The 23,044-nt window shown below is 63.8% G+C and carries 20 protein-coding genes; 11 read left to right on the forward strand and 9 right to left on the reverse strand.

Features of this window, described 5'->3' with window-relative positions; genetic code table 11:
* Positions 1–117 precede the first annotated feature (117 nt).
* The 3 genes from AB4Y32_RS32925 to AB4Y32_RS32935 form a co-directional block, all read right to left on the reverse strand.
* On the reverse strand, positions 118–1,092 hold the full coding sequence (locus AB4Y32_RS32925) for a sugar kinase (RefSeq protein ID WP_368725314.1): 975 nt from the start codon (positions 1,090–1,092) through the stop codon (positions 118–120).
* Positions 1,093–1,126: 34 nt separating this feature from the next.
* Entirely contained in the window at positions 1,127–1,903 is a 777-nt protein-coding gene (locus tag AB4Y32_RS32930; RefSeq protein WP_368725315.1) for a sugar phosphate isomerase/epimerase family protein, read from the reverse strand.
* A 129-nt stretch (positions 1,904–2,032) separates the two neighbouring features.
* Positions 2,033–2,947: a LysR family transcriptional regulator gene (locus AB4Y32_RS32935; RefSeq protein ID WP_368725316.1), complete on the reverse strand. Its 915-nt coding sequence runs from the start codon at positions 2,945–2,947 to the stop codon at positions 2,033–2,035.
* Positions 2,948–3,066: 119 nt separating this feature from the next.
* On the opposite strand from AB4Y32_RS32935, the gene AB4Y32_RS32940 reads away from it, so the two are divergent.
* From AB4Y32_RS32940 to AB4Y32_RS32955, 4 genes are all read left to right on the forward strand, one after another.
* A complete protein-coding gene (locus AB4Y32_RS32940) occupies positions 3,067–4,143 on the forward strand; it encodes a YeiH family protein (protein WP_368725317.1) in 1,077 nt (358 codons plus the stop codon).
* 220 nt (positions 4,144–4,363) lie between these two features.
* A complete protein-coding gene (locus tag AB4Y32_RS32945; protein ID WP_368725318.1) occupies positions 4,364–5,101 on the forward strand; it encodes a glutathione S-transferase in 738 nt (245 codons plus the stop codon).
* A gap of 129 nt (positions 5,102–5,230) precedes the next feature.
* Complete coding sequence (locus AB4Y32_RS32950) at positions 5,231–6,964, forward strand: ClcB-like voltage-gated chloride channel protein (RefSeq protein ID WP_368725319.1); 1,734 nt, start codon at positions 5,231–5,233, stop codon at positions 6,962–6,964.
* Between the two features lie 190 nt (positions 6,965–7,154).
* A complete protein-coding gene (locus tag AB4Y32_RS32955) occupies positions 7,155–8,492 on the forward strand; it encodes a C45 family autoproteolytic acyltransferase/hydolase (RefSeq protein ID WP_368725320.1) in 1,338 nt (445 codons plus the stop codon).
* 68 nt (positions 8,493–8,560) lie between these two features.
* On the opposite strand, the gene AB4Y32_RS32960 is transcribed toward AB4Y32_RS32955, so the two are convergent.
* Complete coding sequence (locus tag AB4Y32_RS32960; protein ID WP_368725321.1) at positions 8,561–8,770, reverse strand: hypothetical protein; 210 nt, start codon at positions 8,768–8,770, stop codon at positions 8,561–8,563.
* A gap of 69 nt (positions 8,771–8,839) precedes the next feature.
* Between AB4Y32_RS32960 and AB4Y32_RS32965 the strand changes: the two genes are divergently transcribed.
* The 4 genes from AB4Y32_RS32965 to AB4Y32_RS32980 all read left to right on the forward strand — a co-directional run bounded on the left by AB4Y32_RS32965 (position 8,840) and on the right by AB4Y32_RS32980 (position 10,791).
* Positions 8,840–9,091, forward strand: a complete 252-nt coding sequence (locus AB4Y32_RS32965; protein ID WP_368725322.1) for a hypothetical protein — start codon at positions 8,840–8,842, stop codon at positions 9,089–9,091.
* Between the two features lie 67 nt (positions 9,092–9,158).
* The gene (locus AB4Y32_RS32970) at positions 9,159–9,389 is read left to right on the forward strand and encodes a DUF2795 domain-containing protein (RefSeq protein WP_368725323.1); all 231 of its coding nucleotides are present in this window, start codon (positions 9,159–9,161) and stop codon (positions 9,387–9,389) included.
* A 10-nt stretch (positions 9,390–9,399) separates the two neighbouring features.
* Complete coding sequence (locus tag AB4Y32_RS32975; RefSeq protein WP_439899874.1) at positions 9,400–10,296, forward strand: AraC family transcriptional regulator; 897 nt, start codon at positions 9,400–9,402, stop codon at positions 10,294–10,296.
* A gap of 108 nt (positions 10,297–10,404) precedes the next feature.
* On the forward strand, positions 10,405–10,791 hold the full coding sequence (locus tag AB4Y32_RS32980) for a cupin domain-containing protein (RefSeq protein WP_368725325.1): 387 nt from the start codon (positions 10,405–10,407) through the stop codon (positions 10,789–10,791).
* Positions 10,792–10,876: 85 nt separating this feature from the next.
* On the opposite strand, the gene AB4Y32_RS32985 is transcribed toward AB4Y32_RS32980, so the two are convergent.
* Entirely contained in the window at positions 10,877–11,497 is a 621-nt protein-coding gene (locus tag AB4Y32_RS32985) for a TetR/AcrR family transcriptional regulator (RefSeq protein WP_368725326.1), read from the reverse strand.
* Positions 11,498–11,837: 340 nt separating this feature from the next.
* Here AB4Y32_RS32985 and AB4Y32_RS32990 point away from each other — a divergent pair, with 340 nt between their 5' ends.
* The 3 genes from AB4Y32_RS32990 to AB4Y32_RS33000 are packed head-to-tail and all read left to right on the forward strand — an operon-like array spanning position 11,838 to position 17,562.
* Positions 11,838–12,947 carry an efflux RND transporter periplasmic adaptor subunit gene (locus tag AB4Y32_RS32990; RefSeq protein WP_368725336.1) on the forward strand — a complete coding sequence of 370 codons (1,110 nt, stop codon included), beginning with the start codon at positions 11,838–11,840 and terminating at the stop codon, positions 12,945–12,947.
* The gene (locus tag AB4Y32_RS32995; RefSeq protein ID WP_368725327.1) at positions 12,944–16,066 is read left to right on the forward strand and encodes an efflux RND transporter permease subunit; all 3,123 of its coding nucleotides are present in this window, start codon (positions 12,944–12,946) and stop codon (positions 16,064–16,066) included. Before AB4Y32_RS32990 ends, AB4Y32_RS32995 begins: the two co-directional genes overlap by 4 nt.
* A gap of 2 nt (positions 16,067–16,068) precedes the next feature.
* Positions 16,069–17,562, forward strand: a complete 1,494-nt coding sequence (locus AB4Y32_RS33000) for an efflux transporter outer membrane subunit (protein ID WP_368725328.1) — start codon at positions 16,069–16,071, stop codon at positions 17,560–17,562.
* 294 nt (positions 17,563–17,856) lie between these two features.
* On the opposite strand, the gene AB4Y32_RS33005 is transcribed toward AB4Y32_RS33000, so the two are convergent.
* The 4 genes from AB4Y32_RS33005 to AB4Y32_RS33020 form a co-directional block, all read right to left on the reverse strand.
* Complete coding sequence (locus AB4Y32_RS33005; protein ID WP_368725329.1) at positions 17,857–19,290, reverse strand: hypothetical protein; 1,434 nt, start codon at positions 19,288–19,290, stop codon at positions 17,857–17,859.
* A 20-nt stretch (positions 19,291–19,310) separates the two neighbouring features.
* Positions 19,311–19,637: a PAAR domain-containing protein gene (locus AB4Y32_RS33010; RefSeq protein WP_368725330.1), complete on the reverse strand. Its 327-nt coding sequence runs from the start codon at positions 19,635–19,637 to the stop codon at positions 19,311–19,313.
* Complete coding sequence (locus AB4Y32_RS33015) at positions 19,600–20,985, reverse strand: hypothetical protein (RefSeq protein WP_368725331.1); 1,386 nt, start codon at positions 20,983–20,985, stop codon at positions 19,600–19,602. The genes AB4Y32_RS33010 and AB4Y32_RS33015 overlap by 38 nt, the downstream gene beginning before the upstream one ends.
* A 73-nt stretch (positions 20,986–21,058) precedes the next feature.
* Positions 21,059–23,044: DUF2345 domain-containing protein (locus AB4Y32_RS33020; protein WP_368725332.1), on the reverse strand; the 1,986-nt coding region annotated here is incomplete at its 5' end.

Here is a 23,044-nt window from a genome sequence, read left to right on the forward strand (position 1 = left end):
TGTCGGTGTGCTGCCGTGTGCCCCTGTCGTGCGCCCCTGCGGTGCGCCCATATCGGATCGGCCGCGCGGCTGGCACCTTCTGGTTGTTGTCGTGCTGATTTGCCGAACGCCGAAGCGTCACGCGGCCAGCGCGGGCTGCGCCGGAGCGCTGTGTTCCAGCGCATCGAGTTCGCCGCGTGTCGGCAGGCCTTCCGAATCGCCGATCGCCTGGATCGCCAGCGCGCCGATGCGGTTGCCGCGCGCCACCGCCTCCGGCAGCGTGCGTCCTTCGAGCAGCGCGCTCACCACGCCGACCGCGAAGCCATCGCCCGCGCCGACGGTATCGACGACGTGCTCGACGCGCTGCGCCGCGACGATGCCCGCACCGGCCGCCGTGCGGTAATACGCGCCTTGCGCGCCAAGCTTGACGATCACGCCTTTTGCGCCGCAGTCCAGGTAAAACTGCGCGATGTCCTCGGCTTTCGTGTAGCCCGTCAGAATCTCGCCTTCGCCGATGCCGGGCAGCACCCAGTCGGCAAACGTCGCCAGTTCGTTCAGCGCGGCCGCCATCGCTTCGCGCGACGGCCACAGCGTCGGGCGCAGGTTCGGGTCGAACGAAATCGTCTTGCCTGCGTTGCGCATCTCGCGCGCCAGATGGAAAGCCAGTTCGCGCGATGTCGCCGAAATCGCGGGCGCGACGCCCGTCAGATGCAGATGACGCGCGCCCAGCACGTAGTCCGCCACATAGTCGTCGAGCGACAGATGGCTCGCCGCCGAGCCCTTGCGGAAATACTCGACGGCCGGGTCGCTGCCGTCGTCATTCTTCGACTTGAGCTGAAAGCCCGTCGGATAGCGTTCGTCCGTCGTCACGCAGCCCTGATCGATGCCTTCCTTCGCCAGCGTGTCGCGCACGTACTGGCCGAACGAATCGCTACCGACGCGGCTCATCCAGCCCACCTTGAAGCCAAGGCGCGACAGGCCGATCGCGACGTTCAGATCGGCGCCCGCGATGCGTTTCGTGAACTGGCCGACGCCCGCGAGCGGCCCCGTTTCGGCCGCGACGAACATCGCCATCGCTTCGCCGTAGGTGATGACATCGAGTGTCGGTTGCATGGCTTCTCCTGTTGATGCCGTCCGCTCGCCGCTTTCAGGCGGACGCGAGCCGCGCGACGTGATGCGACGCGTCCTGCGCAATCCGGGCCGCGTCGAACGGGAATTCGATGCCACGCGGCACGTTACGCGGCAAAAGCGCCAGCACGGCTGCAAAGACGGGATCGCCGGCGGCGGGCGCGACCGGGAAACGGCGCGCACCTTCGCCCGCGACAGCCTTGCAGTGGATGTATTCGACGTGATCCGCGAGCTTGCGGGCCGCTTCGACGGGATCGACGCCGGGCCACTGCCAGTTGCCGATGTCGAACGTCATGCCGAGCACCGGCTCGCGGCCTTCAATGCGCCCGTCTTCGGCGAGCGCATTGAAAAGCGCTTCGAACTGCGCGAGCGAGCCGCCTCGCTCCATCTGCCCGTTCTCGACGACGAGCCGCGCGGCGACGTCCTTCGTGCACTTCGCGATCGCCTCGCCGTACGCACGCCCCGCAAAGCCGCCCAGTTGAAGCTTGACGAAGCGCGCGCCGAGCGCCGTCGCTTCGACCAGCGCCAGGCGCAGCGCGGCTTCGTCGAGCGCGCCGTCCGGCGCGTACAACCCGGCGGGCGTCGAGTACACGGACCACAGGTTTTGCGCGGCGATCGTCTTGCCGAGCGCGGAAAGCGCCTCGGGCGACGCTTGCGCTTCGAGCGCGAACAGCTCGCGACGCACCTCGAAACCGGCCGCGCCCGCTTTCGCAGCCGGATTCAGCCACACGTGATGACCGTCCTTGCGGATCGCGTCCACCCCAAATGCACTCGCGACGATGACGACTTCCGGCATGTGAAACACCCTGCTGTATCGCTCAAAATGGTCTTTGGAATCGGTTCCAAAGACAAGAATTAAAAAAGCGCGGTAGCGCTCGGTGCGAATACTGCGCTGCCCGTCACGCGTGCGCCATAGTGGTAATCCCTAAACGGGAGAATCGGCCGCCGACGGGCGGGCGTCGCCATTCAGGCACAGTTCTAGAAAGCGGCCGACGATGCGCGACGGCGCGCTCGCGTGCGGCACGAGGATCGAGAAACGGCGCGTGAGCGCCTCGGGGCCGAGCGGCAGGCGGAACAGCACCTCGTCCTCGTGGCGCATCGACATCGCCGACACGAAGCCGACGCCCATTCCCGCGCGCACGGCCTCTTTCACGCCCTCGACGCCTGCGATCGCCAGCGCGACGCGCATCGGCACGCCGGCCCGCGCGAACGCGCGCTCGATCAGTTGTCGCACGCCGGAGCCTTCTTCGCGCAGCACGACGGCATGCGGGCTCAGATCAGCGAGCGTGACGGCCTGCAAGTTGGCAGTAGCGAGCGGATGCGAGCGCGGCATGATCGCGACGATCTCGTCCTCGTGCCACGGATGCACGGCCGTATCGGGAGGCAACTCGGCGCCGACATGCCCTTCGACCAGCGCGATATCGAACGAGCCGAGCGCGCCGACGATATCGGCCGTATTGCCGTCGTCCGTGTGCACCGTGACATCGGGGTGGCGGCGCTGAAAGGCGGCGATCAGATACGGCAGCAGATAGCTCGCGGGCGTCGTGCTCGCGCCGATGCGCAGCGTGCCCTGCTCCATTCCGCGCAACGCGTCGCGATACGCGTAGGCCTGGCGGTACGTGTCGCGCAGGCGCGCCGCGTAGCTCGCCAGTTGCTCGCCGGCGGGCGTCAGCCGCACGCCGCGGCCGTCGCGCAGGTACAGCGGCTCGCCGAATTCATCCTGCAACTGGCGCAACTGGCCCGATACGGCGGGTTGCGACAGATGCAGCGCGAGTGCGGCGCGGCTGATGTTGCGATGTTCGGCGACGGCGGCGAATGTTATAAGCTGATCAGGGGTCATGGCAAAAAAATATCAGGCTGGCCGATATTAGCCATTCTAAATCACGATTTCTCATATCGATATATGTATTTTAGGATTAGGCCATCGAGTCAAGCAGCCTCAGAAAAAGGTCGTAGCCCATGTCCACCGTATCCACCCGTGCCGTTCCCGCGTCATCGTCGACGCGCGGTCAGATCAACGGCATCCTGTTCGTCGCTTTGTTCGCCGCGGCCGTCACCCGCATCGCCTCGATTCCGTCGATCGCCGAACTGGGCATCAGCCCGCTGATCGTCGGCATCGTCGGCGGGATGCTGTATGGCAACGCACTGAAAGACGGCATGCCCGAGAGCTGGGCCGCCGGTGTCAACTTTTCGGCGCGCAAGCTGTTGCGCATCGCGGTCGCGTTCTTCGGGCTGCGCGTGAGCATTCAGGAGATCGCGCAGGTCGGCCTGCCGGGCCTCGCCGAGTCTTTGCTGATCGTCGTCAGCACGCTCGCGATCGGTACGTGGGCGGGCATGAAGCTGATGAAGCTCGACCGCGACAGCGCGCTGCTGACGGCAGCGGGCAGCGCAATCTGCGGCGCGGCCGCCGTGCTCGCCTTCGAGTCGACGCTGCAATCGAAGCCGCACAAGAGCGCGATGGCCGTCGGCAGCGTCGTGCTGTTCGGCACGCTGTCGATGTTCCTCTATCCCGCTCTGCTGCGCGCCGGCATCCTGCATCTGGATACGACGGGCGTCGGCCTCTTCTTCGGCGGCACGATCCATGAAGTCGCGCAAGTGGTAGGCGCAGCCAGTAACGTGAGCCCCGAAGCCACGCATATCGCGACCATCGTCAAGATGACCCGCGTGATGCTGCTCGTGCCCGTGCTGCTCGTCGTCGGCATGTGGGTGAGCCGCTCGGCGCGTAGTGCAAGCGATGTGCAAGGTGAAGCCGGTCATGCGCCGCGCAAGCTCGCCGTGCCCTGGTTCGCGCTCGGCTTTCTCGGCTGCGTCGCGGTGAACTCGCTGCACATGCTGCCTGAGGCCGCGACCAGCACGCTCAACATGCTCGACACCTTCGCGCTCACGATGGCCATGACCGCGCTCGGCATCGAAACGCGCCTCTCGCAGATCCGCCAAGCCGGTCCCCGCGCGCTGACGACGGGCCTGATCCTGTACGTGTGGCTGTTCGCAGGCGGCCTGGGCATCACATGGCTCGTCCAGCATCTGCTCGGCTAAGCCGGCAATCCGATCACATCAGCCTCGCCGCGTGCGGGGCTTTTGTGCTTTCGGCGCGGCGTACAGGCGGACGCCGCGCGTCTCTCACATACGCCACGGTTGGTTCCCACACTGCACCCGACACGCAAACTGCAAGCATCGCGCGGCATACTTCTAGCTCCCGACCGTGTGCATGGATGGCGTTCAACGACGCCACCGACAACCGAGTGAGGACCGATCGATGACTTATCAACTCTATTACTGGGACGGACTGCAGGGCCGCGGCGAATTCGTGCGGCTCGCACTGGAAGAAGCGCGCGCGGACTACGTCGAAGTGGCGCGCGGCGACGAACAGGACGGGCTCGGCACGGGCACGATGATCGACGCGATGAACAGCCGGACGGAGCCCTACCCGCCATTCGCGCCGCCGTTTCTGCGAGACGGCGACCTGATCGTTTCGCAGACCGCGAACATCCTGTTCTATCTCGGGCCCAAGCTGAATCTCGCGCCGCAGGTCGAGAGCCTTCGCTATGTCGCGAACGGCCTGCAACTGACGATTGCCGACGTGGTCACGGAAGCCCACGACACCCATCACCCGATCGCGTCGGGCATGTACTACGAGGAGCAGAAAGAGGCCGCGAAAATCCGCGCGACGGATTTCATCGACCATCGCATCCCGAAGTTCATGCGCTATTTCGAGCGCGTGCTGAAGCAGAACCCCGCCGGCGACAGGCACATGGTCGGCGACACGCTCACGTATGTCGATCTGTCGATGTTCCAGTTGATCGACGCTTTGCACTACGCCTTTCCGCGCGCGATGAAGCATTTCGGCGAGCACTACCCGCGCCTCGCCGCGCTGCACGACGCGGTGCTCAAGCGCCCGAACGTCGCGGCGTATCTCGCGTCGGAACGACGTCTGCCGTACAACGAATCGTGCGTGTTCCGGCACTACCCCGAACTCGACAAGGACGTCCGCTGATGAGCTGACACCCCCTTTCACGGCGCAGCGGCGCGCATGCGAGCAAGACGCGCCGCTCTTAAAGCTTTCGCCGCGCGCTGTCGGTATCATTCAGCGCGCCAAACCAACCTTCAGACGCCCGTTTCCTCCGTGCTTTCATTTCTGCTGAGACTGCGCACCCGCGCGGCCAATCTGTTCCGTCTGTCCGATGCGCATACGATGCTGGTGTGGTCGGTGATCGTCGGCATCGCGGGCGCTTTCGCAACGATCGCGTTTCGCGAAGGCATCGCGCTGTTGCAGCGCGTGTTCACCGGACAGGATGGCAGTCTCGTCGAAATGGCACGGCGTCTGCCCATTGCGATGCGAATTGCGCTGCCCGCGTTCGGCGGCCTCATCGCGGGCGGGCTGCTGTTGCTCGCGCAACGCGGCGTCGACAAGAAGCAGCATACCGACTACATGGAAGCCGTCGTGATCGGCGATGGCGTCGTGCCAGTGCGCGTGAGCCTGTGGCGCAGCGTGTCGTCGCTGTTCACGATTTCGACGGGCGGATCGATCGGCCGCGAAGGCCCGATGGTGCAGCTCGCGGCGCTCGGCGCGTCGCTGATCGGCCGCCTCGTGCATTTCGATCCGCCGCGCCTGCGCCTGCTCGTCGCGTGCGGCGCGGCGGCGGGTATCACGTCGGCCTACAGCGCGCCCATCGCGGGCGCGTTCTTCGTCACCGAGATCGTGCTCGGCTCGATCGCGATGGAAAGCTTCGGGCCCGTCGTCGTGTCGTCGGTGGTCGCGAACATCATGATGCGCGAGTTCGCCGGCTACAAGCCGCCTTACGAGATGCCCGTGTTTCCGCCCGTCGCGGGCCTCGAAGTGCTGCTCTTCGTCGCGCTCGGCCTGCTGTGCGGCGCAGCCGCGCCGCAGTTTCTGCGGCTCATCGACACCAGCAAGTCCGCCTTCCGCCGCCTGTCCGTGCCATTGCCCGTCCGGCTCGCGCTCGGCGGCCTGATCGTCGGCATTCTGTCGACGTGGACGCCCGAAGTGTGGGGCAACGGCTATAGCGTCGTGAACTCGATCCTGCATTCGCAGTGGACGTGGACGGCGCTCGTCGTCGTGCTCGCGTTCAAGCTGATCGCGACGGCGGCGACCGTCGGCTCGGGCGCCGTCGGCGGCGTGTTCACGCCGACGCTCTTCGTCGGCGCGGCGCTCGGCTCGCTGTTCGGGCTCGGCATGAACGCGCTCTGGCCGCACGCGACGTCCGCGCCGTTCGCGTACGCGATGGTCGGCATGGGCGCATTCCTCGCGGGCGCGACGCAAGCGCCGCTGATGGCGATCCTCATGATCTTCGAAATGACGTTGAGCTATCAGGTCGTGCTGCCGCTGATGCTGTCGTGCGTGGTCGCCTACTTCGCGGCGCGCGCGATCGGCAAGACGTCGATGTACGAGATCACGCTGCACCGGAACCGCGAGGAAAAGGAACGCATGCGTCTGCGCGCGACGCAGATGCGCGAGCTGATCCGTCCGCCGCAAACCGTCGTGCAGCCCAACGCGACGGTGCACGACATGACGCGCGTGTTCCTCGAGTACCCCGTCAAGTATCTGTACGTGACGGACGAAAGTGGCTGCTTTCTGGGCGTGGTCGCGCTGAAGGACATCACCTCCGATCTGCTCGACAGGACCGACACGTCCGCCAAGACGGCCGCCGACTATCTGCAGCCGCACTTCGACGTGCTCACGCCCGACATGCCGCTCGGCGTCGCGCTTCAGCACTTCATGGCGTTCCAGGGCGAACGGCTCCCCGTCGTCGAAAGCGCCGTGCGGCCGACGCTCGCGGGCGTCGTCTACAAGACGTCGCTGCTCGATGCGTACTTCCGCATGAATCCCGCGCGATAGGCCTCTGTCCGCCTGCGCTCGCCTGTGTCTGCCTGCGTTGGCCCGCCTGCGCTCGCCCGTTCGGCGCATGGCAAAGCCCGGCAATTTCTCTACAATGAATTGACCATAGACGAGCCGCAGGCCGCATCCCGCGATACACGGCGCTGAGCAACGCCCGCGGCGATCCCGCGCTCTACGAACGGGAGCGAAGATGAGCGAACCGTCCATCGATGCCGTGCGCCGCGATCATGCGGGCTGGATCTTCGTGCACATAGAAGGCGAGCCGTACGACCGCGGCGAGCAGCACGGCCAGTTGCTCGCCGCCGAAATCCAGAATGCGATCCGCACTGCGCGCTATCTCGCGAAATGGGACACGGGCGAAGATTTCGACACGTTCGTCAACGCCGCCGTCGAGCAGTTCTCGCCGCACATCGATCATGAATTCGCCGACGAAATCCAGGGCATCGCCGACGGCGCGAAGCTGCCGTTCGCCGAAGTGCTCGCGTGGAACGGCTATATGGATCTGCTGCAAAGCTGGTGGCCGCAGCACGCCGCGCAGCAGAAACCGCAGCTCGGCCTCAAGCCGTGGCGCGGCAGGCGCGGTCATCATTGCAGCGCGTTCATCGCGACGGGCAGCGCGACGCGCGACGGCCGCATCGTGATGGCGCACAACTCGTGGGACCGCTACGCGGCGGGCGACGCGTTCAACGTCGTGTTCGACATCGTCCCCGAATCGGGCAACCGCATTCTGATGCAGGGACTGCCCGGCTGCATTTCCAGCCTGACCGATTTCTGGGTCACGTCGGCGGGCATGATGGTGACGGAGACCACGATCTCCAACTTCGCGGGCTACAACACGGCGGGCGCGCCGGAGTTCTATCGCTCGCGGCGCGCGACGCAGTACGCGAACAGCATCGGCGAATGGTGCGAGATGTTCGCGCTCGCGAACAACGGCGGCTATGCGAACAGCTGGCTGCTCGGCGACATCAAGACGGGCGAGATCGCCCGCTATGAACTCGGCCTGCACTATTCCGGTTTCGAAAGCACCAGGGACGGCTTCTATAGCGGCTACAACACGGCGACCGACCTGAAGATCCGCAACCAGGAATGCATCGGCGAAGGCGAGGACTACACCGACGTGCGCAGAAACGGCGCACGCCGGCTGCGCTTCATGCAGCTCGAAGAGATGCATCGCGGGCGGATCGACGTCGAACTGGCGAAGGCCATGATCGCCGATCATCACGACGTCTACCTCGACCGCCCCGACAACCCGTGCTCGCGGACGATCTGCGGCCACCTCGAACTCGACGACCAGCGCTTCGGCGGCTCGGATCACGGTCCGTTCAATCCGTGGGGCGCCAACGACGGCAAGGTCGTCGACAGCGAGATGGCGCGCGAGATGGCGTTCGACGCGCGCTGGGGCCATCCGTGCGGGCGTCCGTTCGACGCGCAGGCGTTCATGAAGCGCCATCCGCAATGGAACTGGCTGAACGGCTATATGCGCGACCGCCCGTCGTGGCCGTGGACGCGCTTCGACGCGTTGCGCTGAGGCCCCCACGCCCAAGGCTTCGCAACGTGTGCGCGACGCGAGGCTACGGGGTTAACGCCACCCGCTTTCTACATATCTAATGCGTGACGCAACGCGCGGCCTTGCGCCCGTCGGATCGGCGGCACGCCCGCTCGCCACGAAATCTTCAGAAAAATCAATGCCGGGCCCGCGATGGGCGCGCTGCCGCGACCCGCCATCAGCGCTTGTAAAAATAACTGGCGTAATATGGGAGAAATGCGCGGTGCTTGCAGACGGCAGCCGCGCCAGGCGGGCGTCAATCCTTCTCCGTCGGAATGGCATAACGCTTGCGTGATGTTCCTGCGCTGCCTGGAAAAGGAGGTCGAGCGATGAAAACCTCGACGCTGTTGACCATGGTGACGTTGTCGGCCTCGTGTTTCGCCGCGCCGGTGCATATGGCGACGGACGGCACGTTCGACATAGCCGCCGCCCGCGCCAATGCCGCCCCCGTCGCGCCCGCCGCGCCGGACGTCGCGGCCCAGACCGATATCCGGCCGGAGCGATGGGAACATATCGCGCTGCCGAAATCGCGGCATCTGGAGCGCGGCTTCAAGGCGCAGGACGAGCATCTGCAGACGTGACCGTGCGCACGGGATCGACGGATCGTCCCGTTCGTGTCGACAACTTTCAGAACAACGGAGCGCGAGCATGACGGCATCAGCCATTCCCCGCGAATCGATCGATCTGCAGATCGCCGACATTCTGCATGGTGTCAGCTATCCGCTGAACAAGGACGCGCTCGTCGACGCCGCGCGCGAAGCGGGCGCAAGCAACGAAGTGCTCGCGATGCTCGACGGCCTGCCCGAGCAGGACTATGCGGATATCGACGCCGTGACCAAGCTGATCGGCAGCAATTTCGGACCCGGTCTTGGCATCTGACGGGCTGAAGATGCAGCACGGGCGAGGCACGCACAAGGCGTCCGCGATTCAGACATGGCCTCGGTCGCAGCCGGCGGAGCAGCGGCCTGCACCGGATGTTCACGGCCAGCGCGACTGGATTCGCCGCGCGCCCGCACAGGGCGGCGTCGAGCGCATCGAGGCCTTCTTTCAGCACAACGGCTACGCGCTGCATCGGCACGATACCTATGCAATCGGCCGCACGCTCGCGGGCGTGCAAAGCTTCCACTACCGGCGCAGCGAGCGCAACAGCCTGCCGGGCGGCACGATCGTGCTGCACCCGGACGAGCCCCACGACGGCCAGGCCGGCACCGACGAGGGCTTTCGCTACCGGATGATCTATGTCGAGCCAGCCCTCTTTCAGGCGGCGCTCGGCGGCAAGCCGCTGCCGTTCATCGAAGGCGGGCTGTCGGACGATCCGCGTCTTGCCGCCGCAACGCAGACGCTGCTGCAAGGCATCGACGCCGCGATGGACCCGCTCGAACAGGACGACGCCCTCTACGATCTCGCGCATGCGCTCGATGCCGTGTCGGGCGCGCGGCCGCTGCGCGCCTCCGCCGATTTCCGCGCGGCGCTGCTCGCGCGCGACTATCTGCACGTGGCGCTCGAGCGTCCCGTCACGCTTGACGAACTGGCTGCCGCAAGCGGCCGGGACCGCTGGAGTCTGTCGCGCGATTTCCGCGTGTTCTTCGGCACGAGCCCGCATCGCTATCTGACGATGCGACGACTCGACGCCGTGCGAGAAGCGCTGCTGCGCGGCCAGACGCTCGCGGACGCGGCGGCCGCCGCGGGTTTCGCGGACCAGAGCCATATGACGCGGCACTTCATGGCGGCGTATGGCGTGACGCCGTCGCGCTGGCTGAAGATGCTGAAAATCCAGTCGCGCTGAAAACGGGTTGAGCGCGAGTCCAGCACTCCGGGCGTGCACAAACGTTCAAGACACCCGCGAGAGCGCCCGCCTACACTCCGTCGCGTGGACTTCAACGAAGGAGACATCATGCACGCAACCGATCAGCCGACCCGATTCGCGCCCATCAATTTCGCCGACAAGCTCGCCCACATCCACGAGCAGTGGCAGCCGCGCGTCGTCGCCGAGATGAACGACTATCAGTTCAAGATCGTCAAGATCGAAGGCGATTTCATCTGGCACGACCACGCGGAAACGGATGAAACCTTCATCGTGCTGGAAGGCGATCTGCGCATCGACTTTCGTGACGGCGCCGTGCATCTGTCGGCGGGAGAAATGTTCGTCGTGCCGAAGGGCAAGGAGCACAAGCCCTACGCGGAAAAAGAAGTGAAGCTGCTGTTGATCGAACCGCGCGGCGTAAAGAACACGGGCGACGAGAGCAGCGACCGGACGGCCGCCAACGACGTCTGGATCTAATATCGAAGAGCGCGTTGCACTGCGCCCGATAAAGTGCGGCGCGAGCAGCCGCGCTGCAAAAAGCCGGACCGATGCCGGCCGTCCTCTACCTCATCGTCCTGCCGAACACAACGCGCGCGAAGAAGTTGCCTAGCACCTCTTCCGCGCGCTCACCCGAGATGTGTTGCGGATCGACGGTGAAGAAAAACTGCATGCCGTCGCACAGGCCCATCAGCCCGAGCGCCAGCGTTTCCGCGGGCAATGGCAGCGGCGTGCCGACGCGCACCGAAAACTCGGCGATGTACTCGGTCAGCTGTTCGACTTTCTCGTGTAGAAACGCGTTGAAACGCACGCGAAATCGCGCGTCGCGCGCGGCGAGCAGCTTCGCTTCGACCCATAGCAGGAAGTACTTGTTGTCGCGCGGCAGACGGCTGTAATAACGCAGCACGTTCGCTTCCATTTCTTCGCGCGTCGCGTTTTCTTCAAAGATGCCGTGCAGTTCCGCCTGCATCGACTCATGGTCGCGCCGCAGCAGTTCCAGAAAGAGTTCGGGCTTGCTGCGGAAGTTCGAGTAGAAAGCGCCGCGCGTGTAGCCTGCCGCCTCGGCGATGTCTTCGACGCTCGCCGCAGCAAACCCCTTCTTCATGAAAATGGCCTGCGCAGCATCCAGCAGACGCAGGCGCGTCTGGTCCTTGCTCTGTTCTCGCGTGAGTCGTTGGCGTTTCATATTTAACAGTCTAGCATCGATCCGTCCCGAGATTCATCTTTGCATTCAGATACAGCAATGTATTAGAATGCAGGTCGCCATCTCAATCAATGGGTGAAATTACGGGCCTCGATGCGATGCGAGTTGAACTGCAGCGCTCGCAGGCCGGTTTGCAGCACGCTTTGCAACTCAGTGAGCAACACAGTCAGCAGCACATTCAGCAGCACGCCGTCGGTAGCCTCTGGCTCGCCGTATTCGTTTGCTTCTCCAGCCCGGAGGCATCGTGAATCGTTCCCATCGTGGCGCGTCGTCTCGCGCGCGCAAGCCGCTCCGCCTCAGTTCATCGTCTCTTTCTCTGCCGTTGCTTCGTCATGCGAAGATCGGCGCGCTCGTCGTCGCGGGCACGCTGACGCTCGCCGCGTGCCACAACAAGGAAGCCGGCGCGCCCGCGCCGCGGCCCGTCGTGGCCGTCGCCGTGCATGCGGACGGACTGCCGCTTGCGGCGTCGCTGCCAGGCGAAGTGCAGGCGCGTTATTCGACACCGCTGTCGTTCCGAATCGCCGGCAAGATCATCGAGCGCCGCGTGCGTCTTGGCGACGTGGTGCAGAACGGCCAGATCGTCGCGCGGCTCGATCCCGCCGATGCGCAAAAAAATGCCGCGAGCGCCGCCGCGCAACTCGAAGCCGCGCAGCACAGGCTCGTCTATGCGAAGCAGCAGCTCGACCGCGACCGAGCACAGGCGCATGAGAACCTGATCGCGCAGACGCAAGTGGAACAGACGGAAGATTCGTATGCGTCGGCGGCTGCGCAGCGCGATCAGGCCGCTCAGCAGGCCGCGCTCGCGAAGGACCAGCTCCGATACGCGACGCTCGCCGCCGATCACGCGGGCGTCATTACAGCCGAACAGGCGGACACGGGGCAGAACGTATCGGCGGGACAGGCCGTGTACAGCCTCGCATGGTCCGGCGACGTCGACGTGGTCTGCGACGTGCCCGAAGGCGCGCTCGCGTCGCTGCGTGTCGGGCAGGCGGCGACCGTCAAGCTGGGCCCACTGCCCGGCCGCACGTTCAATGCGCGCGTGCGCGAACTGTCGCCCGCTGCAGATCCGCAGAGCCGCACGTATCGCGCGAAGCTCACGCTCGATCATCCGGGTCCGGACGTGCGTCTCGGCATGACGGCCGACATCGACTTCGCCCGCGACCACGCCAGCAGCCAGCCGGCGTCGTTCACGCTGCCCTCCACCGCGCTCTTTCATGACGGCCCGACGCCCGCCGTATGGGTCGTGCGCGCAGGCAGCGATCAGCTCGAACTGCGCCGCGTGCAGGTCGCGCATTACACCGAGCGGACCATCGCGGTCACGCAAGGCCTGAGCGAGGGCGAACGCGTCGTGTGGCAAGGCGTGCATACGGTGACGGCGGGAGAAAAAGTCCGCGTCGTGCCGCCGCTGCACCCCGAGGATTTCGCGTCATGAGCACAGCGCAGAATGAGGAAGGACGCTTCAACCTGTCCGCATGGGCGCTGCGCCATCAGGCGCTCGTCGTCTTTCTGATCACGCTCGCGACGGCGTTCGGCATCCTCGCCTATACGAAGCTCGCGCAGTCGGAAGACCCGCCGTTCACGTTCCGCGTGATGGTGATCCGCACCTTCTGGCCCGGCGCGACAGCGCGCCAGGTGCAGGAACAGGTCACCGACCGCATCGGACGCAAGCTGCAGGAAACACCCGCGATCGATTTCCTGCGCAGCTATTCGCGCCCCGGCGAATCGCTGATCTTCTTCACGATGAAGGACTCCGCGCCCGTCAAGGATGTGCCGCAGACCTGGTATCAGGTGCGCAAGAAGGTCGGCGACATCGCGCAGACATTGCCGCCAGGCATCCAGGGCCCGTTCTTCAACGACGAATTCGGCGACGTCTACACGAACATCTACACGCTCGAAGGCGATGGCTTCTCGGCGGCGCAACTGCACGACTACGCGGACGAACTGCGCACGGTGCTGTTGCGCGTGCCGGGCATCGCGAAGGTCGACTATTTCGGCGATCCCGATCAGCACGTCTACGTCGAAATCGCAAACACGCAGCTCACGCGCCTCGGCATCACGCCGCAACAGCTCGCGCAGGCGATCAACTCGCAGAACAGCGTGTCGCCGTCCGGCACGCTGACGACCCACGACGACCGGGTCTTCGTGCGCCCGACGGGGCAATTCAACGATCTGAACGCGCTTGCCGATACGCTGATCCGCATCAACGGCCGCTCGTTCCGGCTCGGCGATATCGCGACGATCAGGCGCGGCTACGACGATCCGCCCGTCACACAGATGCGCTTCCAGGGCAAGCCGGTGCTCGGCATTGGCGTGACGATGCAGCCGGGCGGCGACGTGATCCAGCTCGGCAAGGCGCTCGACGCGAAGATGACGGAATTGCAGGCGCATCTGCCCGCGGGACTGAAGCTCGTCGAAGTGTCAAGCATGCCGCACGCGGTCTCGCGCTCCGTCGACGATTTTCTCGAAGCCGTCGCCGAGGCGGTGCTGATCGTGCTGATCGTGAGTCTCGTGTCATTGGGCGTGCGCACGGGGATGGTCGTCGTGATCTCGATTCCCGTCGTGCTCGCCGTCACGGCACTGTGCATGTATCTGTTCGATATCGGCTTGCACAAGGTGTCGCTGGGCACGCTCGTGCTCGCGCTCGGCCTGCTCGTCGACGATGCGATCATCGCCGTCGAAATGATGGCCGTGAAGCTCGAACAGGGCTGGAACCGCACGCGTGCCGCGGCATTCGCGTACACGAGCACGGCGTTCCCGATGTTGACGGGCACGCTCGTCACCGTGTCGGGCTTTCTGCCCATTGCGCTCGCGAAGTCGAGCACGGGCGAATATACGCGCTCGATTTTCGAAGTGTCGGCGATTGCGCTGATCGCATCGTGGCTCGCCGCCGTCGTGCTGATTCCGATGCTCGGCTATCACATGCTCCCCGAGCGCAAGCGTCAGGCGCACGAGCCCGACGACCACGAGCACGATATCTACGGAACGCGCTTCTATCGGCGGCTGACGGGCTGGATCAGCTGGTGCGTCGAGCGGCGCTTCGTCGTGCTCGCAATCACGGTCATTCTGTTCGTCGTGTCGCTGGCGGGCTTCACGCTCGTGCCGCAGCAGTTCTTTCCGAGCTCGGACCGGCCGGAGCTGCTCGTCGATGTGCGCCTGCCCGAAGGCGCATCGTTCGACGCGACGTTGCGCCAGGCGCAACGGATCGAAAAAGCCCTTGAAGGCAGGCCTGAAATCGATCATTCGGTGGATTTCGTCGGCTCGGGCGCGCCGCGCTTCTATCTGCCGCTCGACCAGCAATTGCAGACGCCGAACTTCGCGCAGTTCGTGATCACCGCGAAGACCGTCGAGGATCGCGAGAAGCTCGCGCGCTGGCTCGAACCGAAACTGCGCAACGATTTCCCCGCGATCCGCACGCGCCTGTCGCGCCTCGAAAACGGCCCGCCCGTCGGCTATCCGGTGCAGTTCCGCGTGAGCGGCGACGATATCGCCACGGTGCGCTCGATCGCGGAGAAAGTGGCGGCGACGATGCGCGCGAATCCCGGCACGGCGAACGTGCAGTTCGACTGGGACGAACCGGCCGAGCGCTCGGTGCGCTTCGAAGTCGACCAGAAGAAGGTGCGCGAACTGGGCATCACGTCGGCGGACGTATCGAGCTTTCTCGCGATGACGCTATCGGGCTACACGGTCACGCAGTACCGCGAGCGCGACAAGCTGATCAGTGTCGATCTGCGCGCGCCGAAGAACGAACGCGTCGACCCGTCGCAACTGCTGACGCTCGCGATGCCGACGCCCAACGGCTCGGTGCCGCTCGGCACGCTCGGCCGGCTGCGCAGCGATCTCGAATACGGCGTGATCTGGGAGCGCGACCGTCAACCGACGATCACCGTGCAATCGGATGTGCGCGGCAACGCGCAAGGCATCGACGTCACGCATGCCGTCGACAAACAGCTCGCGCAGATTCGAGCGGCGCTGCCCGTCGGCTACCGGATCGAGATCGGCGGATCGGTCGAGGAAAGCGCGAAGGGACAGACGTCGATCAACGCGCAGATGCCCATCATGATCATCGCGGTGCTGACGCTGTTGATGATCCAGTTGCAGAGCTTCGCGCGCGTGCTGATGGTCGTGCTGACGGCGCCGCTCGGGCTGATCGGCGTGGTCGCGACACTGCTGCTGTTCGGCAAGCCGTTCGGCTTTGTCGCGATGCTCGGCGTGATCGCGATGTTCGGCATCATCATGCGCAACTCGGTGATTCTCGTCGATCAGATCGAGCAGGACATCGCGCAGGGACACAAGCGTTTCGATGCGATCGTCGGCGCGACGGTGCGGCGCTTCCGCCCGATCACGCTGACGGCGGCGGCCGCCGTGCTCGCGCTGATCCCGCTGTTGCGCTCGAACTTCTTCGGCCCGATGGCCACGGCGCTGATGGGCGGCATCACGAGCGCGACGGTGCTCACGCTGTTCTATCTGCCCGCGCTGTACGCAGCGTGGTTCCGCGTGCGCGGCGACGAACGCGATCCGCGGCCCGAGCCGTCCGAACATTCGGGGAATTGATCATGAGCCTCCCTTCGATCACCCGCAGCTCCATCGCTTTGGCCGCGGCTTCGCTGCTCGCCGCCGCGTGCTCGTTCGGACCGAACGGCGCGCCGCCTGCGATGCCCGAGCCCGCGCACTACGGCGCCGAAGCGCTGCCGACGCAAACGGTACCCGCGCAAGGCGTCACGCAGCAGTTCGTCGTCGGAGCGAAAGCGGTACCGCAATGGTGGCGCACGTTCCAGTCGGACGAGTTGAATGCGCTCGTCGACGAAGGCTTGCGCAACAGTCCGACGCTCGCCGCCGCGGACAAGAACCTGACGGCCGCGCGTGAGCAGTTGCGCGCGCAGATCGGCGGCAACATGCTGCCGAGCATCGATGCCGGCGGCCAGGTCACGCGGCAACGCGCGCTCGGGATTCCCGAAGCCGGGCCGAACACGTTTCTATACAACGTGTTCGTCGGCCAGTTGCAGGCGCAGTACATGTTCGACATCTTCGGCGCGTCGCGGCTTGCGAATGCGGCGCTCGCATCGCGCGTGAACGTGCAGGCGTATCAGTTCGACGCGGCGCGGCGCGCGCTGGCCGCGAACATCGTGACGGCGGCGATTTCGGCGTCGATGCTCGATGCGCAGGTGCGGACGACCGAGCGCCTCGTCACGCTCGCGAATGACCAGGCGCGCGACACGCAGCGCCGCTACGAACTCGGCGCGGTGCCGCACAGCGATCTGCTCAATGCGCAGCAAAGCGCGGCGTCGCTTGCCGCGAGCCTGCCCGCCGCGCGCCAGCAACTGCTGACGACGCGTCACGCGCTCGCGGTGCTGCTCGGCCGTACGCCGGACCAGGCGCCGCCGCCTCTCGATCTCGCGTCGCTGCACGTGCCTGAACAGGTGCCCGTGTCCGTGCCATCCGATCTGCTCCAGGCGCGCCCTGACATCGAGGCCGCCGACGCGACGCTCAAGGCGGCCGCCGCCGAAGTCGGCGTTGCGACGGCGCAGATGTTTCCCAGCCTGACGCTGAACGCATCGATGGGACAAGGCGGGTTCAGCTGGCCCGTCGCGGTATCGGGCGCGGGGGCGATCTGGAGCCTCGGCGCATCGCTGACGCAGCCGATCTTCCATGGCGGCGCATTGTTCGCGCAACGGCGCGCGGCCGTCGCATCGTACGAAGCCTCGGTGTCGCAATACAAGCAGACCGTGCTCGCCGCGTTCCAGAACGTCGCCGATACACTCGCCGCGCTCGAGCACGACACGCAGTCTCTCGATGCGGCCAATGTCGCGGCGCAAACGGCGCAGCGTGCGTTCGACGAGACGTCGGCGCGCTATCGTCTCGGCGCCGTGCCCGTGACGGCAGCGAGAGCGAGCGAGCAGCAGTATCGCAATGCACGGCTCGACGAGATTCGCTACACGGGTGCGCGATTGAACGACACGGCCGCGCTCTTCCAGGCGATGGGCAATCCGCCCGTCGACGACGCGCGTGCGGCGTCGGCATCGACGGGCGCTGCGACGGCTGCGCAGTGATCGGGTCCCATGAGGTTATCCCCAGTTTCTGGGGATAAGCCTGGGAACTATTTTGCACGCAATCGGGAACAGCACGATGCAGGACCTGTTCACCGCATGCAGCGAAAAAAAAGTTCGAGGACTACATCACGATCAGTCGCAGGGCCAACACACGCCCTTTCGAACTGCACATACTGTCAGGATGCGGCACGTGCCTTGCAGATCTTCGATGCGCTCGATCGGGCGGGGCAACCGGCCCTCTTTGCCGCGTCTCCGGGCGCGGCGTTTTTCAAGTCACTTGTCTGTTTGCGCCGCTCACCGGTATGCACGCCAGAAGTTATCGGTAAACACCCTGCGCATCAGGATGCGCGCGCCAGCGAACAGCACGCAAAAGAAAGCACCCACAGAGACAGTAACGGTTTCATAGGTGCCCCACGCCTTGCTGTCGGACAGCAGCAGCGCTAACGCCACGAATGTCATACATGCAACACTTTCCAGGAGCGGAAACAGGCTGTACTCGTATTCCGGTTTCCACCGTACGCTGACGGGTGTGCGTTCCTTCACGACGAAGTTCAGGGCAACGCCATTGCTGCGAGGTAGCGCGACGAGTTGCGCCCCCTGGCCGAAATGCGCCATCCTGGCGGCAAGTGCCTGGAGAACCCAGCGCGCCACTGATGCCTGCGGGCCGACAGCCCGATCCAGCGCGTGTTCGCCCACCTTCAGGCCGCTGTTCCCGACCGCTCCCATCGTGGCATGTTGCGCCAATCCCTTGAGCCGGGAGTGCCAGAAGTGATGGATACGCTCACGCGGCACCTGCTCCGCATCGAGCAGCAGCGCGAGCGAGCGGTCTGCCAGGTCAGCATCCCCGACAATCTGACGTAACAGCCATGCCTGTTGCCGGAGATTGCTCTGCTTCTCCTGCGCAAGCGTTGCTGTCCCCAGCAACAGCGCAACGGCTGACTCCGAAAACGTCGGTCGAGCGTCCGGCCCTCCGTCGTTCAGATGCCACGCCAGCAACAGGCGATACCTTGGTGTCCTGTCCATCTCGTAGCCATACGACATGTGCCTGTCGTCCTCAAACCAGCCGTCCGCGAAGTCAACTTCCTTCTCGTTGTTAATCCACCTGACGCGAGGGTCCCCCGGCAGTTCCAGCTCCTTCCATATCGCCCGGACATCTTCTGACGATTCCTGTCGTTCACATTGCAACACGAGGTCAAATGAGCGACTACGAACCGCACCCACAAGCCCGGGTATCAGAGGCGTCAGAAGCTGGTGCAGGACGGCACGAACACGCGATGCGCCGTCCGCACCCTCCACGCTGTCGAGCGCCATGATTCGCGCTGGATTTTCCGGTGGCGTTCCCTCCAGTCCCAGCATGTGCACCGCGAGATCGGGCTCAGGCGTAAGGATTGTGCTATCGAGCACCGCGACGCCCGAACGGCTCTGCCGCTGCCAGCGGGTTATCAGGTGCCAACGTTCAGAGTTCGTGACTGCGACTTGATAGGCAAAGCTCCCATGCAGGCCGTGATACGCGAAAATGCCAATGAACACCGACGCGAGCAACGGGAGGATAACCGTATGCAGCACAAACTCCTGTGAAGCGACCGGCTGTCCCTTCGGCCATGTACTCACCGTCAAAAGCAAGGCGGAAACTTCGATAACCAGATACAGCGCTGCATAGACCCATACAGGAGGTGGCTTGCCCACCGACAGCTCAGGCGGCATGGCCTGGTCCCAGCGGAATTTCATGGCGGTCAGTTCTTTGAGGTTCAGATATCGAGCGTCCAGTCATCCTGCGACGCGATCATGGTTGGCTTCGGATTACAGGCGCACTGGCAGAAGTCTCCGTCCAGGGCAGGTTGTCTGCCAGACAGATCGTCATCCGGGCGGGCACCGTTCGGTGTGATCCGGCCCACTGAATTGCAGGCGGGGCACTGGACTCGCGCCCCCAGGTAACTCAACCTGCGACCGTTCCACGTTACGTCATCCATGCCATCGAGCACGGTGCCGCCTGCGGTAGTCCGGTCATACTGGAGAATATGGGCGCGCGTTCCCATGTCAGGCCCCAACCCATTCCCACTCGACCACACCCGCATCCTGCTGTCCTGTGACAGGCGGCATGCTTTTCCCGCGCTCTCGCGTGACGATGCTGGATAGCCGGTATGTGTATCGCCCGTTCCAGGTGTCTGTCAGGGTCCGCTCAATCCAGCGCCCGCTGCGCGGGCACGGCACTCCCGGCTTGCAGACGTGCTCGGTGCCTTCAACGTATTCGGACGAGTAAGGCTTGACGAGCTGCGGCGCGCTGCCCTCCCATACCCATTGCACCGGACCGTTCAGTTCCGTGCCACTCGCGGACTCCATGTGCAGCCGCACATCCTCGGTCGTGGCAATGTCCCCGGCCTTGAACGGCTTTAGCTGGAGACTGCGGTAGCTGGAGCCGGAAACGAGACGCACGGCGCGATACAGGCCATCTTCCGCGAACGTTTCGCCTGGCCCGACAGGCTGAAGCAACATGCTCGTGCGATGTGTCGCTTCCCATTCTTCACGTTCTTTTGGCGTTGACGGGTAGTCGCGGTCGATGATGACACGAGTCTTGATCGGTTTGAAATCGACGTGATCTGACTGTCCGTGCCACAGACCCTCGCATTTAATGTGCATATATGCAATACCCGAAAACTCGTATTCGCCTTTTGTGGCCTTCTCGTCGGGAACGGTCTGAAAAGTCAGTGTTTTGGTTTCGCCAGGGTTTAAATGTACAAAGCCATCGGGAAACTCACTCCGGTTAAGCAACTTCTGCCCGCCGAGCGCAAAACCCCAGGTTGCTGACTTCTCGTCACGTTCGCCATTCTTCTCGATCTTGCTGGATGAGCCAACGCCCAATCGGCCGTCAACGGTGGTTCCAGGCATCTGATCCGGCGTCCTGAACCTGACCCACCTTTCTCCTGAATTGATGAAGCGCACCGACACAACAAATTTTCCATCCTTGCGTTCCACCTTGTCGGTCACGAAGTCCAGCTTGATGATCTTTTTTCCTTCGGCTGAGGTTCGGTCGCTAAACGGGTTTGTTAGCCGAAAGAACTTCTCACGTAGACTCGCAGGAACCAGGCGCATTGAACCCTGCTTGGTTACTACATGACCTCCATCGCGGCAGGTTACCGAAAAGCTCCAGGGCGGATCGGTAGTCTCTGGCCCACCAGTCTGGGCGTCTTTGCCGCATAGTATTTCCGCCGCAGTTTTCGCATCTTCCACTTCGGATTTCTGCAATTCGAGTTCGAACAGGCCGACACCCGTCATATCGTCGCTGTTTTCGGTGTCCCCTCGCCACACGGAGAACTTTCCATCACCGTCGAAACGGTATTCCTGCGAGCCATATTGCAAGCCGCCGGACCATGATATGGAGAACGCACCAACCCGGTCAGAAGACTTGTTCGAATCAGCAGCCATCACACTCTTTGCTCCCGTGAATAAAAACAGTAACACTAGCGATGCAACGCGAAATAAGCGGAACACGTATGAACTATCGCGACTTCCCCAGCGCATGGGTGGAATTGTTCTTGACATTCGAGTTGCTACCTCCAGGTTTGGGACCATTCGATGAATTGCTGCCACTTGGTGTTGCGCCGCCAGATGCAGGTCCGGATACGGCCTTACTTTCATACCCGATTCGCCAGGCCTTGTTTGTATAAGTGGAAAACCATCTGCGGATGTACTCCAGGTAGTACGGTTGAACCGTAGCCGTGGCCTGAAGCGCACCACTCCCCATCAGATTCGGTGCCGAGTAAATCTGCCAAGTCTTATTGCCCGTCGCATTGGTGTCACCAAGCGCAAAGTCCAGCGTCAGGTCGTCCTTCACATATTGCTTGTGGACGAAGCCGCCCCACCGCCAGTATTCGTCGGGGAAATTGAACAGATGCCCGCATTCATGCGCCTTAACTTGCTGCTTAACGGTAATTGGATTTCCGCGGTTATCCTTGTCGTAATATGCCTCGGGCCAGTTGGCTGCATCTGCACGCTCGGTATCTGGGAAGAGGTTGACTGTCAGATCCGTGTCAATCTTTGCCGCATTCGAAGCAGTAACGACGTGGATGTCCACGCAAAACTTCACAGAAATTCGGCAGCCGCATGCCGCGCCTTTCTGACATCCATCAAGGATCAGCTTGTAGTTGCTCTGATTCAGGGTTGTTTCGATTTCGCTCTTGTAGGCCGATGCATTGACTTCAGCAACGTCCCGATCAACAAGCATCAACTGCTGTTCCGCGTAGGTTTTCTGCGAGTTCGCCCCGTTTTTCATGGACTCGTACTTTACGACAACATAGTTGTTCCTATCATCCCGCAGCGGTTCCTTCGTTGCCGGGTTCATTCTGACCAGCAACCTCGGAATGAAAGCAATCACGACTTTTGCTGTGAGCATCCGGCTACCTGGGTCGTAACTAAAACGGCACTTCGTCGGGGCTGTCCCGCCCGTATCAATGAACCTATCGTTAGCAACTTTCTCCGGTCCAATTCTGGTGTCCTGGTAGCGGTGATATCGCGGAGTTTCACGCACCATGCTTGCAAGCGACGTGAACTTATCGAGCTGCCAGTTGCACGGTACGGCGGTTTTGAGTGCAATGGGTTCCGGATTGTCGCGCGACTCTCCCGATGCGTTCTCGGGATCATGGATCGTTACCTTGCCCTTATCTGCTGTGCCGCTCCCCGGTGGAAATGGAATCTGCGGCGGCGGCAACGACTCCGCGTATGAACCGTCGGGCGACGGCGCAGGCGGCACGGCCCCAGTGTTCTCCATCCCCTTCGGCGTCGGCGCTGTCTCCTGCACAAAGTTCGCGTTGGTGCGCCACACTTCGCAATCAGCCTTGAACGGTACGAACTTCGGTGCAAAGGCGGCACCGCCCAGGTCCAGCTGTGTGGGACCGGTCTTCGACAGGCCAGCACTCCTGAGACGGATCGCGCCTCGCGTGCCCAGCTCGATCCCGTCCGGCGTCATGCGCAGATACGACCCACCCACATTCAGCACGATTTCCTTCGGCGATTTCACGTGCAGCACGCCGTCAACCGACTCGACCGTCAGGTCTTCCTGTGCCGCGAGCTGCATCCTTCCGCGCTGGGCCTGCACCACGACCGACCCCGCTGCCGCGATCAGGTTCATGCCCTTCTGCGTGAAAAGCGACACAACGTCGCGTGCGGCCACGGTGAAACGCCTGAGCACACTGAAGTGCATGCCCTTTCCTGCTGTCGCGATGATCGAGCCGTCGCTTCCAAGCTCGATACCATCGCCCGACACGACACCAACCGGTCCCGGCGCGCTGACGAGCACACCCGGCTTGTTCAGCTCGTTCAAGGCATCATTGATTGCCTTCTGCGCACTGGTGTCGGCTGGCGACGCCTTTGACGCGTCTGCGGACTGCGCCAGCGATTCAGCCAGCGTCAGCAGTTCCCTGAGCTGCGCAACGACTTCCGCCATCGCAAGCTGTTTGCCGCCCGCACCTGGCTGGTCGTATGCCGT

This window comes from Paraburkholderia phymatum, assembly GCF_040965635.1.
Classification (GTDB): Bacteria; Pseudomonadota; Gammaproteobacteria; order Burkholderiales; family Burkholderiaceae; genus Paraburkholderia; species Paraburkholderia phymatum_B.